The sequence below is a fragment of the Streptomyces venezuelae genome, assembly GCF_008642355.1.
GTDB classification, from domain to species: Bacteria; Actinomycetota; Actinomycetes; order Streptomycetales; family Streptomycetaceae; genus Streptomyces; species Streptomyces venezuelae_B.
In genome coordinates this window covers 4,997,863-5,013,344 of record NZ_CP029193.1, presented here as the reverse complement: position 1 = coordinate 5,013,344, position 15,482 = coordinate 4,997,863, and the positions used below count along the sequence as shown (strand labels likewise).

16 protein-coding genes and 1 riboswitch are annotated in these 15,482 nt (G+C 71.3%); of the genes, 7 read left to right on the top strand and 9 right to left on the bottom strand.

The features are described from left to right. Nucleotide 1: 1 nt before the first annotated feature. From DEJ47_RS23345 to trpS, 3 genes are all read right to left on the bottom strand, one after another. On the bottom strand, nt 2-1,210 hold the full coding sequence (locus DEJ47_RS23345) for a hypothetical protein (RefSeq protein WP_150171288.1): 1,209 nt from the start codon (nt 1,208-1,210) through the stop codon (nt 2-4). A 35-nt stretch (nt 1,211-1,245) separates the two neighbouring features. Then, nucleotides 1,246-1,827, bottom strand: a complete 582-nt coding sequence (locus DEJ47_RS23340) for a 2'-5' RNA ligase family protein (RefSeq protein WP_150171286.1) — start codon at nt 1,825-1,827, stop codon at nt 1,246-1,248. Nucleotides 1,828-1,913: 86 nt separating this feature from the next. Next, nucleotides 1,914-2,927 (bottom strand): tryptophan--tRNA ligase, encoded by a 1,014-nt coding sequence (gene trpS / locus DEJ47_RS23335; RefSeq protein ID WP_150171284.1) that lies wholly within the window; start codon nt 2,925-2,927, stop codon nt 1,914-1,916. An 89-nt stretch (nt 2,928-3,016) separates the two neighbouring features. Here trpS and DEJ47_RS37015 point away from each other — a divergent pair, with 89 nt between their 5' ends. Continuing rightward, the gene (locus DEJ47_RS37015) at nt 3,017-3,643 is read left to right on the top strand and encodes an RNA polymerase sigma factor (RefSeq protein WP_223828460.1); all 627 of its coding nucleotides are present in this window, start codon (nt 3,017-3,019) and stop codon (nt 3,641-3,643) included. A 23-nt stretch (nt 3,644-3,666) separates the two neighbouring features. On the opposite strand, the gene glyA is transcribed toward DEJ47_RS37015, so the two are convergent. Further along, entirely contained in the window at nt 3,667-4,950 is a 1,284-nt protein-coding gene (gene glyA, locus DEJ47_RS23325) for a serine hydroxymethyltransferase (protein ID WP_150171282.1), read from the bottom strand. Between the two features lie 39 nt (nt 4,951-4,989). Continuing rightward, a riboswitch (ZMP/ZTP riboswitch) is annotated at nt 4,990-5,080 on the bottom strand. 207 nt (nt 5,081-5,287) lie between these two features. Here glyA and rocD point away from each other — a divergent pair. Next, complete coding sequence (rocD, locus tag DEJ47_RS23320; protein ID WP_150175813.1) at nt 5,288-6,469, top strand: ornithine--oxo-acid transaminase; 1,182 nt, start codon at nt 5,288-5,290, stop codon at nt 6,467-6,469. A 111-nt stretch (nt 6,470-6,580) separates the two neighbouring features. Further along, nucleotides 6,581-7,753, top strand: coding sequence for a serine hydrolase domain-containing protein (locus DEJ47_RS23315; protein ID WP_150171280.1), 1,173 nt, complete (start codon nt 6,581-6,583; stop codon nt 7,751-7,753). Nucleotides 7,754-7,985: 232 nt separating this feature from the next. Here DEJ47_RS23315 and DEJ47_RS23310 read toward each other — a convergent pair whose 3' ends face one another. From DEJ47_RS23310 to DEJ47_RS23300, 3 genes are read right to left on the bottom strand one after another with little or no spacing between them, the layout of a single operon-like run. Continuing rightward, nucleotides 7,986-8,618 (bottom strand): hypothetical protein, encoded by a 633-nt coding sequence (locus DEJ47_RS23310; RefSeq protein WP_150171279.1) that lies wholly within the window; start codon nt 8,616-8,618, stop codon nt 7,986-7,988. 42 nt (nt 8,619-8,660) lie between these two features. Then, nucleotides 8,661-9,845 (bottom strand): glutathionylspermidine synthase family protein, encoded by a 1,185-nt coding sequence (locus DEJ47_RS23305; protein ID WP_150171277.1) that lies wholly within the window; start codon nt 9,843-9,845, stop codon nt 8,661-8,663. 34 nt (nt 9,846-9,879) lie between these two features. After that, the gene (locus DEJ47_RS23300) at nt 9,880-10,254 is read right to left on the bottom strand and encodes a hypothetical protein (protein WP_150171275.1); all 375 of its coding nucleotides are present in this window, start codon (nt 10,252-10,254) and stop codon (nt 9,880-9,882) included. A 163-nt stretch (nt 10,255-10,417) separates the two neighbouring features. Between DEJ47_RS23300 and DEJ47_RS23295 the strand changes: the two genes are divergently transcribed. Continuing rightward, complete coding sequence (locus DEJ47_RS23295) at nt 10,418-11,263, top strand: hypothetical protein (protein ID WP_150175812.1); 846 nt, start codon at nt 10,418-10,420, stop codon at nt 11,261-11,263. A gap of 51 nt (nt 11,264-11,314) precedes the next feature. Here DEJ47_RS23295 and DEJ47_RS23290 read toward each other — a convergent pair whose 3' ends face one another. Then, nucleotides 11,315-12,721, bottom strand: a complete 1,407-nt coding sequence (locus DEJ47_RS23290) for a PLP-dependent aminotransferase family protein (protein ID WP_150171273.1) — start codon at nt 12,719-12,721, stop codon at nt 11,315-11,317. Nucleotides 12,722-12,768: 47 nt separating this feature from the next. Here DEJ47_RS23290 and DEJ47_RS23285 point away from each other — a divergent pair, with 47 nt between their 5' ends. The 3 genes from DEJ47_RS23285 to DEJ47_RS23275 are packed head-to-tail and all read left to right on the top strand — an operon-like array spanning nt 12,769 to nt 14,458. Continuing rightward, nucleotides 12,769-13,263 carry a carboxymuconolactone decarboxylase family protein gene (locus DEJ47_RS23285; protein ID WP_150171271.1) on the top strand — a complete coding sequence of 165 codons (495 nt, stop codon included), beginning with the start codon at nt 12,769-12,771 and terminating at the stop codon, nt 13,261-13,263. A 59-nt stretch (nt 13,264-13,322) separates the two neighbouring features. Next, nucleotides 13,323-13,724 (top strand): carboxymuconolactone decarboxylase family protein, encoded by a 402-nt coding sequence (locus DEJ47_RS23280; protein WP_150175811.1) that lies wholly within the window; start codon nt 13,323-13,325, stop codon nt 13,722-13,724. Next, the gene (locus DEJ47_RS23275; protein WP_150171269.1) at nt 13,718-14,458 is read left to right on the top strand and encodes an isocitrate lyase/phosphoenolpyruvate mutase family protein; all 741 of its coding nucleotides are present in this window, start codon (nt 13,718-13,720) and stop codon (nt 14,456-14,458) included. Before DEJ47_RS23280 ends, DEJ47_RS23275 begins: the two co-directional genes overlap by 7 nt. 58 nt (nt 14,459-14,516) lie before the next feature. Here DEJ47_RS23275 and DEJ47_RS23270 read toward each other — a convergent pair whose 3' ends face one another. Further along, the gene (locus DEJ47_RS23270; RefSeq protein WP_150171267.1) at nt 14,517-15,482 is read right to left on the bottom strand and encodes an ABC transporter substrate-binding protein; all 966 of its coding nucleotides are present in this window, start codon (nt 15,480-15,482) and stop codon (nt 14,517-14,519) included.

Genomic DNA, 15,482 nt, shown 5'->3' with positions numbered 1-15,482 from the left:
CCTAACGCTTCAGGGAGACGACGACGGCCTTGTGCGGGGCGGCGCCGCTCTGCAGGACCTCGACCGCGCCGAAGCCGAGCACCCGGCCCGTGCCCGGCACGGTGACGATCTTCTTGACCCACAGCTGCTGCCGGGACTCCGGGCGCGCGCCCTGCCCCTCCGGCAGCCGCCGCTTCGTGATCCTGGTGCAGGCACCGTCGGTGGTCAGGTGCCGGTTGCCGTTCATGAAGAAGCCCCGGTCACCGTCCCGGGCCACGGGATGCCGGTACGCGCACGCTCCGGGGAAGGGCTCGGATTCCTTCCAGCGGCTGCCGTCCCAGCTCAGCTCGACGGCCTCCGCCTCGGGGCGGCGGGCCTCTTCGCCGTCGTACCCCTTGTAGGAGTGCCCTCCGCGGGCACGGACGTACGTTTTCGAGGCGACGTCGATCCCGGTGAGCTCCGCGTACGGCTCGGGCGGCACCGGGTCGGGGAAGCGCAATGCGGGCGTCCTGGTCAGTGACCACTTCGACCCGTCGTAGTGCATGGCGGCGAGCTGCCTGACCTCGCGGCCCCGGCCGCCGATGCCGGGGCCCGTCGTACGGGAGCCGACCGCCCACACGTCGTCGGAGGCCGAGCCCGCGAGGGCGACGACGTCGGCGGGCATCGGCGTCACCGTCCACCGCTCACCGTCCCAGTGCGTCACCTCACCGCCGCCTTGGAGCACCCACACGTCGTCCGGAGTGATGACCTCGACATCCGTGATCTGTCCCCGTGGAGCGTCACCGGCCGACCCCTCCGTGCCGCCGTCCACGGGCGCCCAACGGGCACCGTCCCAGAGCGCGTACCGTCGCGTCTCCGAAGTCGCGCCCTTCACCACGGTGCTCAGGCGGATGCCCGCCGATCCCAGCGAGTCGAGCCGCGAACGGTGCGGGTCGCCGTCGACCGGCATGGGCTCACGTGCCCACTCCTTGCCGTCGAAGTGCAGCAGATGCCCTCGCGCGAGCCGCCCGTCACCGACGTCGTCGCTGCCCAGGGCCCAGATGTCGTCCGCGGCTCGCGCGGCCCCGTCGATCAGCTCGCCGTCCCGGTCGTCGATGCGCTCGTACGCCCAGGAAAGGCCGTCCGCGCGGGGCTCGCCGGCCCCGTCGTCCGCGTCCCCGCCGGACTTCTGCGCCCCGCAGCCGACCGCGAGCAGAGCGAGTACGGCAACGGCCGCCGCCGCGTTGCGCATGGTCCCCCCCAGCACGATCGGCCGGGGCTCCCCGGTCAGCGAGCGGGCAGCGTACCCCGTGCCGAGCGGGACGGGGCCTGAGGGGGCACCACGGTGCCGCCGAAAGCGAAGTCGCGCAGCTTGCGCCAGACGCCGTCGGCACCCTGCTCGTACAGGGCGAAACCGGTGCAGGGCCACTCGGCCTCGTACTCCGAGAGCTCCTCGTACGCACGGTCCATGGCCTCTTCGGAGATGCCGTGCGCCACCGTGACGTGCGGGTGGTAGGGGAACTGCAGTTCGCGTGCCATCGGGCCGGAAGCGTCCCGCACCCGCTCCTGCAGCCAGGAGCAGGCCGACCCGCCCGCCACCACCTGCACGTAGACCACAGGGGACAGCGGGCGGAACGTGCCCGTTCCGGAGAGGCGCATCGGGAAGGGACGGCCGGCCGCCGCCACCGAGAGGAGATGCGCCTCGACCGCGGGCAGCGCCGACGCGTCCACCTCGGTGGGCGGCAGCAGGGTCACGTGCGTGGGGATGCCGTGCGCCGCGGGGTCCCCGAAACCCGCACGGCGCTCCTGGAGCAGGCTGCCGTGAGGCTCCGGAACCGCGATCGAGACGCCGATCGTTACGGTCCCCACGTCGTACTCCTGTCGTCGTGTCGATGGGCAGGGGCGCGGCCCGGCGGGCAGCGCGGTGCGGTTCTGGTCGTGCCGGGTGCGGTGACTCAGTGCTTGGCGGGCAGGAAGCCCACCTTGTCGTACGCCTGCGCGAGGGTCTCGGCGGCGACGGCACGGGCCTTCTCCGCGCCCTTGGCCAGGATCGAGTCGAGCGTCTCCGGGTCGTCCAGGTACTGCTGGGTGCGGTCCCGGAAGGGAGTCACGAACTCGACCATGACCTCGGCGAGGTCGGTCTTCAGCGCACCGTAGCCCTTGCCGGCGTACTTCTGCTCCAGTTCGGCGATACCGGTGCCCGTGAGCGTGGAGTAGATGCTGAGGAGGTTGCTGACGCCCGGCTTCTCCGCCACGTCGTAGCGGATCACCGTGTCGGTGTCGGTGACGGCGCTCTTGACCTTCTTGGCGGTGGCCTTGGGCTCGTCGAGCAGGTTGATGAGGCCCTTCGGCGTGGACGCCGACTTGCTCATCTTGATCGACGGGTCCTGAAGGTCGTAGATCTTCGCCGTCTCCTTGAGGATGTACGCCGACGGCACGGTGAACGTCTCACCGAAACGGCCGTTGAAACGCTCCGCGAGGTCACGGGTGAGCTCGATGTGCTGACGCTGGTCCTCGCCGACCGGGACCTCGTTGGCCTGGTACAGCAGGATGTCCGCGACCTGCAGGACCGGGTACGTGAAGAGGCCGACGGACGCGCGGTCGGCGCCCTGCTTGGCGGACTTGTCCTTGAACTGCGTCATGCGGGAGGCCTCGCCGAATCCGGTGAGGCAGTTCATCACCCAGGCGAGCTGGGCGTGCTCGGGGACGTGGCTCTGGACGAAGAGCGTGCAGCGCTCCGGGTCGAGGCCGGCTGCGAGGAGCTGGGCGGCGGCGAGCCGGGTGTTGGCGCGCAGCTCGGCGGGGTCCTGCGGGATCGTGATCGCGTGCAGGTCCACCACCATGTAGAAGGCGTCGTGGGACTCCTGCAGCGCCACCCACTGGCGGACCGCACCGAGGTAATTGCCGAGGTGGAACGAGCCGGCGGTGGGCTGGATTCCGGAGAGCACACGAGGTCGTTCAGAGGCCATGGCGCCCATTCTCTCAGGTGACTCTCATAGCTCGGAAACAGGTGTGTGACGGGTGGGAACCGATCGGCCACGGCCGGTGCAGCAAAGGTGTGAGGGCACAGGGGGAGGTCCTGGAGGGGGGCCGCGTCGTCGACGAGGGTGCGGTGACCGCCCGCGTGCGCGCCGGAGAGCCGGAGGCGTACGCGGAATGGGTGCGCGCGTTCACCGGCATCGCACTCAGGGCGGCGGTGGCACTCGGCGCGGGATCGGAGGCGGAGGACGTGGTGCAGCAGGCGTTCTTCAAGGCGTACTGCTCACTCGGACGGTTCAGGGACGGCGCGGCGTTCGAGCCGTGGCTGCTCACGATCGTCGCCAATGAGACGAGGAACACAGTGCGTTCGGCGGTCCGGCAGCGGTCGGTCGGCCCCGGGGAAGAGCGAGGAGGGGCAGGGGGCAACCGCTGCGGGAGACGGCGGCGGGCCCGGGAATTCCGGCACGGACTGGTGGTGGGCGATACCGGGTGCGGGAGCCGGCGCGGTGGCCGTGCTGTTGTTGCGGGGCCCGGTGGCCGGGCGCTGGGCGGCGGTGTCGGCGTGGCGACGGCGGCCTCACGAGCCGGGCCCCCGGCAGGAGCTGCGGGACCCGTGATCGTGGGCCGGGCGTCACGGCGCCGCCGCTCCCGAACGGCACGCCCGGCCGGGAGCGGCGGTTGGTGCGGCGGCCGGCGCGGCGGCTGACGCGGTGTGTCGGGCGGGGCGGGTCAGGTGGTCGGCAGGCCCGGGGCGGGGTGTGCGGCCATCAGGTCGGCGACCTCGGACCTGATCTTCGTCAGGGCGTCCTCGTCCTCGGTTCGGGCGGCGGCGACACCGCGGTCGATCCATTCGGCGACGGTCGCCATGTGCTCCGTGCGCAGTCCGCGGGAGGTGAGGGAGGGGGTGCCGATGCGGACGCCCGAGGGGTCGAAGGGCTTCCTCGGGTCGAACGGGACGGTGTTGTAGTTGACGACGATCCCGGCCCGGTCCAGGGCCTTCGCGGCGATCTTGCCGGGGACGTCCTTGGGGGTGAGGTCCATCAGGATCAGGTGGTTGTCGGTGCCGCCGGAGACCAGGTCGAAGCCGCGGGCGAGCAGGGCGTCGGCGAGGGCCTTGGCGTTGTCGACGACCGCGTGGGCGTAGTCGCGGAAGGAGGGCCGGGACGCCTCGTGGAGGGCGACGGCGATGGCGGCGGTGGTCTGGTTGTGCGGGCCGCCCTGGAGGCCGGGGAAGACGGCCTTGTCGATGGCCTTGGCGTGTTCCTCGCGGGACATGAGCATCGCGCCGCGCGGGCCGCGCAAAGTCTTGTGGGTCGTCGTGGAGATCACGTCGGCGTGCGGCACCGGTGAGGGGTGGGCGCCGCCCGCGATCAGTCCGGCGATGTGCGCGATGTCGGCCACCAGGACGGCGCCGGCTTCCCGGGCGATCTCGGCGAAGGCCGCGAAGTCGATGGTGCGAGGGAGGGCGGTGCCGCCGCAGAAGATCAGCTTGGGGCGCTCCTTGAGGGCGATGTCGCGGACCTCGTCGACGTCGATGCGGCCCGTGTCGTGACGGACGCCGTACTGCACGCCGCGGAACCACTTGCCGGTGGCGGAGACGCCCCAGCCGTGGGTGAGGTGGCCGCCCATCGGCAGGGCCATGCCCATCACGGTGTCGCCGGGCTCGGCGAAGGCGAGGTAGACGGCGAGGTTGGCCGGGGAGCCGGAGTAGGGCTGGACGTTGGCGTGCTCGACGCCGAAGACGGCCTTGGCGCGGGCGACGGCCAGGCGTTCGACGGGGTCGATGTTCTGCTGGCCCTCGTAGTAGCGGCGGCCGGGGTAGCCCTCGCTGTACTTGTTCTGCAGGACGGTGCCCGAGGCTTCGAGTACGGCGGTGGAGACGTAGTTCTCGCTGGGGATCAGCCGCAGCGTGTCGGCCTGGAGCTGCTCCTCGGCGACGACCAGGGCGGCGAGTTCGGGGTCCTCGGCGGCGAGGGCGGGATGGTTCGAAGACGGAGAGGAAGGGAGAGTCATGGTGTCCTCCGGGGCGAGCGGTGAGTTTCCGGTCGGGTCCCGGGGTGCCCAGGCGGGCGGCACCTCGAAGGTTGTGCCTCGCACGGCTTCATCGGGGTCGGTTCCCCGTGCGCCAGTCACCGTGCTGTCAGGGCCACCCTAACGGGCACGCCGATCCGGCAGGTTTCTTCGTCCGCGATGCGAGCGACGATAGGAATTGGGCGCCACACCCGCCCCCAGCCGCAGGACGAACGGAGACCCCGTGTCGAGTACGCCAGCTCCCTTCACGTCATCGTCTGCCTCAGTCGCGTCGACATCCGCTGCCGGAGCCGGTGGCCGCTCGGCCGGCGAGCGGCTCATCGCCGCCGCCGAGGCGCACAGCGCGCACAACTACCATCCGCTGCCCATCGTGGTCTCCTCGGCCGACGGGGCCTGGATGACCGATGTCGAGGGGCGCCGCTACCTCGACATGCTCGCCGGGTACTCCGCGCTCAACTTCGGGCACGGCAACCGCCGCCTGATCGATGCCGCGAAGGCGCAGCTGGACCGGGTGACGCTGACGTCGCGGGCGTTCCACCACGACCGGTTCGCCGAGTTCTGTACGCGCCTCGCGGAGCTCTGCGGCAAGGAGATGGTGCTGCCGATGAACACCGGCGCGGAGGCCGTCGAGACGGCCGTGAAGACCGCGCGGAAGTGGGGGTACCAGGTCAAGGGGGTGCCGGACGGCCGGGCGAGGATCGTGGTCGCGGCCGGCAACTTCCACGGCAGAACGACGACCGTCATCAGTTTCTCCACGGACGAAGAGGCGCGGGCGGACTACGGGCCGTACACGCCGGGCTTCGAGATCGTGCCGTACGGCGACCTGGAGGCGTTGCGGGCGGCGGTCACCGACGACACCGTCGCCGTGCTGATCGAGCCGATCCAGGGCGAGGCCGGGGTGCTGGTCCCGCCGGCCGGTTATCTGCCCGGGGTACGGGAGCTGACCCGGGAGCGCGGGGTCCTGTTCATCGCGGACGAGATCCAGTCGGGTCTGGGCAGGACGGGGCGTACGTTCGCGTGCGAGCACGAGGGTGTGGTGCCGGACGTGTATCTGCTGGGCAAGGCGCTCGGGGGCGGGGTCGTGCCGGTGTCGGCGGTGGTGGCCGACGCGGATGTGCTCGGCGTGTTCAAGCCGGGTGAGCACGGCTCGACGTTCGGCGGCAATCCTCTCGCCTGCGCGGTGGCGCTTGAGGTGGTCGACATGCTGTCGACGGGTGAGTTCCAGCAGCGGGCCACGGAGTTGGGCGAGCATCTCCACGCCGAGCTGGCGCTGCTGGCAGGCACGGGGGCGGTGACCGAGGTGCGGGGACGCGGGCTGTGGGCGGGTGTCGACATCGCTCCGTCGTACGGCACGGGACGGGAGATCTCGGAGAAGCTGATGGAGAGGGGGGTGCTGGTCAAGGACACCCATGGGTCGACGATCCGCATCGCTCCCCCGCTGGTGATCAGCAAGGAGGATCTGGACTGGGGGCTCGGGCAGTTGCGGGCGGTGCTGAGCTAGTCACGGGGGTTACCCCTACGGACAGTGGGCGGTTGGCAGGATCGTCCCGGGCTGCCGCATCCGGAAGCGTGGGGGGCCCGGCGTGAAGCGCCGGGTTCCCGACGGATCCAGATGTGCAGGAGTGGGCCAGTGCGTGTGCGTGGGCAGGCAGGGCAGAGGTTGCGTCGTACGGCGGCGATGGCGGTGGGCGTCGTGGCGGCGGGTGTGTTGGTGGCGCCCGGCGCGTCGGGCGCCTCCGCCGCCGGGACGGACTCCGTCCAGCGGGGGCTCGACCGGCTGGTGCGTACCGATGGCGTGCCTGCCGCGCTGGCGAGCGTACGGGGGGCGGGGCAGCGGGACAGGGAGCGGACCCGGGACTACACGGCAGGGGTCGGCGACCTGGCGACCGGAGCCGCCGTGCCCAGGGACGGGCAGGTGCGGATCGGCAGCAACACGAAGGCCTTCACGGCGGTGGTCGTGCTGCAGCTCGTCGCCGAGGGGAAGATCCGGCTCGACGACCCGGTGGAGAAGTATCTGCCGGGGCTCGTGCGCGGGGACGGGATCGACGGCCGGAAGATCAAGGTCCGGCACCTGCTCCAGCAGACCAGCGGGCTGCCCAACTACACGAAGGGCGATCTGCAGCCCCGGTACTACGAGCCGCGCGAGCTGCTGGACATCGCGCTGGAGTACGAGGCGGACTTCGCCCCCGGGAAGGACTGGGCGTACAGCAACACGAACTACGTCCTGGCCGGGATGATCGTCGAGAAGGTCACGAAGCACACCATCGCCGAGGAGATCGACCGGCGGATCGTCAAGCGCCTCGGGCTGCGCCACACCTACTTCCCCGCGCCCCGTGACGCGACGATCCGCGAGCCTCACCCCAAGGGGTACCTCCAGGAGGCACCGGGTGCGCCCCTGCGGGACATCACGGAGCTGGACCCCTCGTGGACGTGGGCGGCGGGCCAGTTGATCTCCACCAACTCCGACGTCAACCGGTTCTACGCCGCCCTGCTCACGCCGGGCCGTCTCCTGCCGAAGCCCCAGCTCGACCAGATGCGCACGACGGTCCGCGCGGACTACTTCGGGAAGGGCGCCCGGTACGGACTGGGGATCGTGAGCAGGCCGCTGTCCTGCGGCGGCCTGTACTGGGGCCACGGCGGGAGCTACCCGGGTTACGAGACGCGGGGCGGGGCCACGGACGACGGCCGCGCCGCCAACGTCGCGGTGACGGTGCAGCCGACAGACGAGGCGGTCATGTCACACGTGGACGAGGTCGTGGACACGGCGCTCTGCCGGCGTCGCTGAGGGCGCGGGCGGCTCACGACCGGGTTTCCTGGGCGTAGGCCGAGTTCCTCGGCGGCGTCGAGGTCGCCGCGGAGGCGTGCGCCGAGGGCGCGTGAGCCGGAAGTCCCTCGCGGGTACGTGTCCGTGCTCGACGGCGTCGGCCCAGCTCGCCGTCACCCCCGCCGCCTGGGCGGAGTTCATAGGCCGTCACGTGAAGTGAACGCAGGAACGGTGCCCCCGAGCCTCCGTACCGCTACCGCACCGCCCACTTGACCGGCGCCTTGTAGTAGCCCTGCGAGTACGTCACCGCCTTCAGCGTGGCGTCGGACGGGATCAGGTACGGCTCGCACACCGTGCGTGTCTCGCCCTTCTTCCAGATGTCGTCGCCCTCCAGGCTCTTCGCCGCGTCGTTGCCGTGGCAGTCCGCGGGGCGGCTGGAGAGGTCGCCGATCAGGAGGAACTTCGTCGCGGGCTGCCCCTTGGACGTCTCGCCGCTCACGTCGCTCATCACCATCGGCTCCTTCACCGCGGCGCCGCCCACGTGCTGGGCCTTGACGTAGATCCACGCGACCTTGAGGTCCTTGTACTTCTTCTTGTCGTTCAGCTCGTCGAGGTCCGCCGGCTTGCCGAGGGTGACCTTCGTCGGGGTGAGCGAGAACTTGCCGGTCTTGTTGTACTTGGTGATCTCCTGCACCGGACCGGCCTGGCCCAGCTTGAGGTTCTTCGGCGCCTCGGTCGACTCGGAGGAGCCTGCGGCGGCCCCGTCGGAACCGCCCGACCTGCTCTTCTTGCCGGAGCCGCCGCCGCACGCCGCCAGGGACACGGCGGTGAGGGTGGCGACGGCCGCGAGGGCGAGACGACGGCGGTACCGGGTGTTGCTGTGCATGCTCATGTGCTTCCTGGTGCGTGAATCGTGCTCGTGCGTGAGTCAGAGAATTACGTGGGGGACGAACCGCGCGTACTCGTCCGTGATCAGGCCCGACGACTCCCTGATGCCGAGCCCGGCCGCCTCGTCCTCCACGACCCACGCGCCGAGCACGACCCGGTTGCCGTCGAAGTCGGGGAGGGGCGCCAGTTCCTGGTAGCAGCAGCGCTCTTCGCGGGGTACGGGGGCCGCGCCCGGCTCGTGCACCGTCACGCCCGCGCCCTCGCGTCCGAGCAGCGGTTTGGCCACGTGACCACGGCCGGAAGCGAGTTCGCGCGGACCGTCCAGGTAGGCCGGGAGCAGGTTCGGGTGGCCCGGGTACAGCTCCCACAACACGGCGAGCAGCGCCTTGTTGGACAGGAGCATTTTCCATGCCGGTTCGATCCAGAGCGTCGAACCCGTGCCGCCGCCGTTGTCCAGCGTCTCCAGGACGTGCGGCGCGAAGCGGTCCGTGGTCAGCCACTCCCACGGGTAGAGCTTGAAGCAGCTCCGCATGAACCGGAGCTTCTTGTCGACGAAGCGGCGCGAGAGCCGGTCCCAGCCGATGTCCTCCATGGAGATGGAGTCCGTGGCGAGGCCCGCCTGTTCCGCCGTCTCGCGCAGGTACGCCACCGTCATGAGGTCCTCGCCGAGCTCGTCGGCGGCCGAGTGGGCGAAGTACAGGGGGCCGCCGGGCGGCAGGAGCGCGGCCTGCTTCTTCCACGCGTCGACCAGGCGCTCGTGGAGGGAGTTCCACTGGTCGGCGCCGGGGAATCGTTCCTCCATCCAGAACCACTGCGGGCTCGCCGCCTCGACCAGGGAGGTGGGGGTGTCGGCGTTGTACTCCAGCATCTTGGCGGGGCCCGTACCGTCGTAACGGAGGTCGAAACGGCCGTACAACGACGGGAGTTCCGCGCGGCGGTGCCACGCCTCCGTGACGGCGGACGCGACCCTCGGGTCCGTGATGCCGAGGTCGCCGAGACGGCCCTGCTCGACGATGTGCGCGGCGGCGGCCAGGCACATCGCGTGCAGTTCCTCGACGACCTCCTCCAGCGCCTCGACCTCCGGCAGTGAGAACACGTAGTAGGCGCTCTCGTCCCAGTAGGGGCGCAGGGTGCCGTCGGGATAGCGCGTGAGCGGGTAGATCAGGCCCTGGTCCTCGACGGTCTGCTGCCAGCCGGGGCGCGGGGCGATGGTGCGGCGTTCCATGGCGTACGTGTCCGGTTCCGGTCCCGTGCCGTCCTCAGCCGCCGCCGCTGCCGCTGCCCGAGCAGCCGAAGCCGTCACGGTCCACGGCCTCGCTGCGGCTGAACGTGCCGTAGTCGGCGTAACGGCCGTCGACGTCGGCGTCGTAGTACCAGGCGGGGTCGGGGCGGCTCGACGACTTTCCCGTGCCGTACGCACCCTTGCGGGACTTGGACGCGGAACCGGCCGAGCCCGACCCGCCGCACTTGCTGTCGGCGACGATGCGGTAGCCGTTGACGAGGTCGTAGCTGTCGCGGTCGACGCAGCGGCGGTCCGGGTCGGAGCCGCAGGAGGTCAGCGCCGCCGCGAGGACGCCCATGCCGCCGAGTGCGACGGTGCTCGATCGCAGCCGTCGTGGTTGCTTCTGTGCCATGTCGCGCCGTCCCCCGTAGCTCTGCTTCGTACGTCGTACGTGATCAGGGTCAGCGTAGGTAGGCCCCGGCACTCCGTGCCAGCCGCCTGCACCAGATGTCCCTGACGTCTCCCTTGGTCTCCCTTGACTCACCCTCCTCTACAGTCACTTCGTGTCTCTTGGGATGATTTGCGCACTCGGCTCAGCGGTCTGCTTCGGTACGGCCTCCGTTCTCCAGGCGGTCGCCACGCGCGCCACCGCGCCCGGCACCGGCTCCGGCGTCGACCCCGCGCTGCTGCTGCGGGCCGCGCGGCAGTGGCGGTACGTCGCCGGGCTCGCCCTGGACGGACTCGGCTTCCTGCTCCAGGTCGTGGCGCTGCGCTCCGTGCCGATCTACGCCGTGGGCGCCGCGCTCGCCGCGAGTCTCGCCGTCACGGCGGTGGTCGCGGCGCGGCTGCTGCGGGTGCGGCTGAGCGGCGTCGAGTGGGGCGCGGTCGGCGTCGTCTGCGCGGGGCTCGCGATGCTGGGCCTGGCGTCCGGCGACGAGGGCGACCGCACCGGATCGACGACCCTGCGGTGGGTGATGCTCGGCATCGCCGTCGCCGTGCTGGTGCTCGGCGCCGTCGCGGGGCGGCTGCCCGACCGGGGGCGGGCGCTCGCGCTGGGACTCGGGGCGGGGTGCGGGTTCGGGGTCGTCGAGGTGACCGTGCGCCTCATCGACGACGTGTCGCCGGGCGCGCTGCTCGCCAACCCGGCGACGTACGCGCTGCTGGTCGGCGGAGGCGCGGCGTTCCTGCTGCTCACGTCGGCGCTGCAACGCGGGTCCGTGACGACGGCCACGGCGGGCATGGTGATCGGCGAGACGATCGGCCCCGCGCTGGTGGGCGTCGTCTGGCTGGGCGACCGGACGCGGGACGGGTTGGGGTGGCTGGCGATTCTGGGGTTCGCGGTGGCGGTTGCCGGGGCGTTGGCGCTGGCGCGGTTCGGTGAAGCGACGGCGGATGTGAATACCAGCCCGTCCGGCGTTTGAGGACGAACGCGGCGGAGCCGGTGATGTACGGCAACGGAGGCTCAGGGAACCTCACGGAAGCACCCGGCACAACGCCCCCAACGCCCCCGCCCACGCATGCTCCGCCGGCGTCCCGTACCCCACCACCAGTGCGTCCTCCCGCGGCACCGTCGCCAGCGGGTGGCGGAAGCCGGTCAAGCCGTGGACCGCCAGGCGCTCCCAGTTCGCCGCCTGGACGATGGACCGCTCCGTGCCCGGCGGCAGTCGCAGCACCGCGTGCAGGCCCGCCGCGATGCCGGTCGCGCGGACTTCCGGGGACCGTTCCGCCAGCGCCGCGACCAGTTGGTCCCTGCGGCGCCGGTACCGCAGCCGTGCGGCACGGACATGGCGGTCGTACGCCCCCGACGTGATGAACTCCGCGAGCGTCAGCTGGTCGAGCGCGCCGCAGGACGCGCCCCCCGCCTCCTTCTCGGCGAGGACCTCGTCGTGCAGGCCGGACGGCAGCACCATCCAGCCGAGGCGCAGGCCGGGGGCGAGGGACTTGCTCGCCGTGCCGAGGTAGACCACGTGCTCGGGGTCGAGGCCCTGGAGCGCGCCGACCGGCTGACGGTCGTAGCGGAACTCACCGTCGTAGTCGTCCTCGATGATCACCCCGCCCTCGCGCCGCGCCCAGTCCACGGCGGCGGCGCGCCGGTCGGGGTGGAGCGGCACGCCCATCGGGAACTGGTGCGCGGGGGTGAGCAGCACCGCCCTTGCGGAACGGGAGCCGAGGCCCGACACGTCGGTGCCCAGGGCGTCGAAGGCGAGCGGCACCGTACGCAGCCCCGCGTGATGCAGCAGGTTCCAGTGCAGGTCGAGGCCGTACGACTCGACGGTCACCTCCCGCTCCCCGCGCGCCCGCAGCACCCGGCCAAGGACCGCGAGGGCGTGCACGAACCCGGCCGTGACGACGATGCGGTCCGGGTCGGCGTGCACGCCCCGCGCCCGTGCGAGGTACCCGGCGAGTGCGGTGCGCAGCTCGACACGGCCTCGCGGGTCCGCGTACCCGAGGGCGCTGTGCGGGGCCGCCGCCAGCGCGCGCCGGGCCGCCTTGAGCCACTCCGCGCGCGGGAACGACGCGAGGTCCGGTGAGCCGGGAGTCAGGTTGTACGTGGGCGTCCCGCCCGTCCTGCGCGGCGGCGCGGGCCGCACCGGGGGCGCGACCTCGCGCTCGGCGACCCGCGTGCCCGAACCCTGGCGCGCGGTGAGCCAGCCCTCGGCGACCAGATCCGCGTACGCGTCGGCGACCGTGTTCCGTGCGATGCCGAGGTCGACGGCGAGGGAGCGGGAGGAGGGGAGGCGGGTGCCTGGAGCGAGACGGCCGCCGCGTACCGCCTCCCGCAGCGCGTCCGTGAGGCCCTTGCGGACGCCGTGGCGCGACGCGTCACCACCCGTCTCCAGGTGGAGGTCGACACCCAGAGTGGCCCACGTTTCTCCCATGGAAATGGACCATACCCGTGGGCTACTCCGTGCGTACCGTCGACACCATGAGTACTTCCTCCGAACCCCACGTCCACGAGCACACCCCCCGCCTCGCCTGGGCCCAGCACGCCCCCGAGGTCTTCAAGGCCATGATCAAGCTCGACGCGGCCGCCCGTAAGGGCCTCGACCCGGTGATCTACGAGCTCGTCAAGATCCGCGCCTCGCAGATCAACCGCTGCGCGCTCTGCCTCGACATGCACTCCAAGGACGCCCTGGCGGCGGGTGAGAGCGTCGAGCGGATCATCCAGCTCAGCGCCTGGGAGGAGTCGCAGCACTTCTACACGGCGAAGGAGATCGCCGCGATCGAGCTGACCGAGGCCATCACGGTCCTGACCGACGGTTTCGTGCCCGACGAGGTGTACGCGAAGGCCGCCGCGCACTTCGACGAGGCGGAGCTGACCCAGCTCATCGCCGCGATCACCGTCATCAACGCGTGGAACCGCTTCGGCGTCAGCACGCGCCAGGTGCCGGGGCACTACAAGGCCGAGGGCGCCAAGTGAGCCCTGGCACCACCCACTTGGCCCGCACCACCCACCTGGACCGGGGCGTCGCGAGTGCCATGAGCGCGCTGGGCGCCGCCGCGAAGAAGGGCCTCGGCGACCCCGTCCTCGCCGAACTCGTCATGATGCGGGCCTCACAGATCAATGCCTGCGCCTTCTGTCTCGACATGCACGTGGACATCGCCCTGGAGCACGGCGAGACCCCGAAGCGCATCGCCCTCCTGAACGCCTGGGAAGAGGCGGGCGCGCTGTTCAGCGAGCGCGAACGCGCCGCCCTCGCGCTCACCGAGGCCGTCACCGTCCTCACCGAGGGCTTCGTGCCCGACGCCACGTACGCGAAGGCCGCCGAGCACTTCACCGTAGGTGAACTCGCCCATCTCCTCGGCGTGATCACCGTCATCAACAGCTGGAACCGGCTGATGGTCAGCCGCCGCATCGCGCCCGGAGGCCCGGCATGGTGACCCCTTCCGCCGCCGCGCTGCGCGCCCTGCACCACGGCCGCTCGCCCGGCGACCCACTGGTCCTGCCCGGACCGTGGGACGCCGCGAGCGCCCGCGTCTTCGAGGAGGCGGGGTACGAGGCGCTCGCCACGCCCAGCGCCGGCATCGCGCTCTCCCTCGGGTACGAGGACGGGCAGGTGCCGCCGAAGCTGATGTTCGAGGCGGTGGCCCGGATCACCCGGGCCGTCGGCGTGCCCGTGACGATGGACGCCGAGACCGGCTACGGCCTCACGGCCGAGGAGCTGGTCGACCGTGTCCTCGAAGCGGGCGCCGTCGGCTGCAACCTGGAGGACTCGTACGAGGGCAAGGGCTCCACGGGTGTCCTCAGGGACCCGCACGAGCAGGCCGACTGGCTGGCGCGGGTGCGGGAGGCGGCGGGCGACCGGCTGGTGATCAACGCGCGTGTCGACACGTTCGTCCGCGGGGTCGCCGACCCGGAGCGGGCGATCGAGCGGGCCCGCCTCTATGTGGCGTCGGGCGCGGACTGCGTCTACCCGATCCTCGCGCCACCCGAGGCGATCCCCGCCCTGCGCGCGGGCATCGAGGGGCCGGTCAACGCGCTGGCGATGCCGGACGGGCCCTCCCCGCGCGAGCTGGGCGAACTCGGCGCCACCCGCGTCACGTTCGGGCCCGGTCTGCTGCGCCGCACCATGGCGGCGCTGCGGGAGATCGGCGACGGACTGCGCCGGGCGTGACGGTGCCGGGCCCCGTACGCCTGTACGGAGCCCGGCACCACGAAGCGTCAGACGGCCGCTACTTGGGCAGCCACGCCTTCCACTTCGACTCGTTCTTGTCGATCCACGCCTTCGCCGCGTCGTCCGGCGACATCTTCTTGTCGGCGATCATCAGGGAGACCTCGTTCTGGTCCTCCTCCGACCACTTGAAGTTCTTCAGGAACTCCGCGGCCTTGCCGCCGTTCTTCGCGAAGTCCGCGTTGAAGTACTTCTGCAGCGGCGTGTGCGGGTAGGCGCACTTGATCTTCGCCGGGTCGGCGTCGCAGCCCTCCTTGTACTCGGGCAGCTTCACCTCCGTCATCGGCACCTTCTCGAAGAGCCACTGCGGCTTGTACCAGTACGTGAGGAACGGCTTCTTCTGCTTGGCGAACTGCTCGATCTGCGTGATCTGTGCCGCCTCGGAGCCCGCGAAGACGACCTGGTAGTCCAGGCCGAGGTTCTGCACGAGCGCCTTGTCGTTCGTCACGTACGACGGGGAGCCGTCCATGAGCTGGCCCTTGCTGCCGCTCTCGGACGTCTTGAACCGGTCGGCGTACTTGTTGAGGTTCCGCCAGTCGGTGACGTCCGGGTGCTTCTTCGCGAAGTACGTGGGGACGTACCAGCCGATGTGCCCGGTCACGCCGACGTCGCCGCCGGGCACGATCGTCTTCTTGTCCTTGACGTACCGCTGTTCCTGGTCGGGGTGGCCCCAGTCCTCCATGATCGCGTCGACGCGGCCCTGGCTCAGGGCGTCCCAGGCCGGGACCTCGTCGATCTGGACCTTGTCGACGCGGTAGTCCAGCTCGTTCTTGAGCAGGTACTCGGCGACGGCGACGTCCGCCTGCGCGCCGACCCACGACTGGACCGAGAGGGTCACCGTCTTGGCTCCCTCGGCGTTCGCGTACGGCGACGCCTGCTTGCTCATGTCGGCGGCGCCGCAGCCGGAGAGCGCGAGGAGCGCGCCGCCGGCCGTGACGGCACTCATGACACGCGTACGAACTCGCAT

Coding starts and splice junctions, on each gene's coding strand:
- DEJ47_RS23345 (WP_150171288.1), bottom strand. CDS start 1,210: ATGCGCAACGCGGCGGCGGCCGTTGCCGTACTCGCTCTGCTCGCGGTC.
- trpS (WP_150171284.1), bottom strand. CDS start 2,927: ATGGCCTCTGAACGACCTCGTGTGCTCTCCGGAATCCAGCCCACCGCC.
- glyA (WP_150171282.1), bottom strand. CDS start 4,950: ATGACTCTCCCTTCCTCTCCGTCTTCGAACCATCCCGCCCTCGCCGCC.
- DEJ47_RS23315 (WP_150171280.1), top strand. CDS start 6,581: ATGTGCAGGAGTGGGCCAGTGCGTGTGCGTGGGCAGGCAGGGCAGAGG.
- DEJ47_RS23310 (WP_150171279.1), bottom strand. CDS start 8,618: ATGCACAGCAACACCCGGTACCGCCGTCGTCTCGCCCTCGCGGCCGTC.
- DEJ47_RS23305 (WP_150171277.1), bottom strand. CDS start 9,845: ATGGAACGCCGCACCATCGCCCCGCGCCCCGGCTGGCAGCAGACCGTC.
- DEJ47_RS23300 (WP_150171275.1), bottom strand. CDS start 10,254: ATGGCACAGAAGCAACCACGACGGCTGCGATCGAGCACCGTCGCACTC.
- DEJ47_RS23295 (WP_150175812.1), top strand. CDS start 10,418: ATGATTTGCGCACTCGGCTCAGCGGTCTGCTTCGGTACGGCCTCCGTT.
- DEJ47_RS23290 (WP_150171273.1), bottom strand. CDS start 12,721: ATGGGAGAAACGTGGGCCACTCTGGGTGTCGACCTCCACCTGGAGACG.
- DEJ47_RS23285 (WP_150171271.1), top strand. CDS start 12,769: ATGAGTACTTCCTCCGAACCCCACGTCCACGAGCACACCCCCCGCCTC.
- DEJ47_RS23280 (WP_150175811.1), top strand. CDS start 13,323: ATGAGCGCGCTGGGCGCCGCCGCGAAGAAGGGCCTCGGCGACCCCGTC.
- DEJ47_RS23275 (WP_150171269.1), top strand. CDS start 13,718: ATGGTGACCCCTTCCGCCGCCGCGCTGCGCGCCCTGCACCACGGCCGC.
- DEJ47_RS23270 (WP_150171267.1), bottom strand. CDS start 15,482: ATGCGAGTTCGTACGCGTGTCATGAGTGCCGTCACGGCCGGCGGCGCG.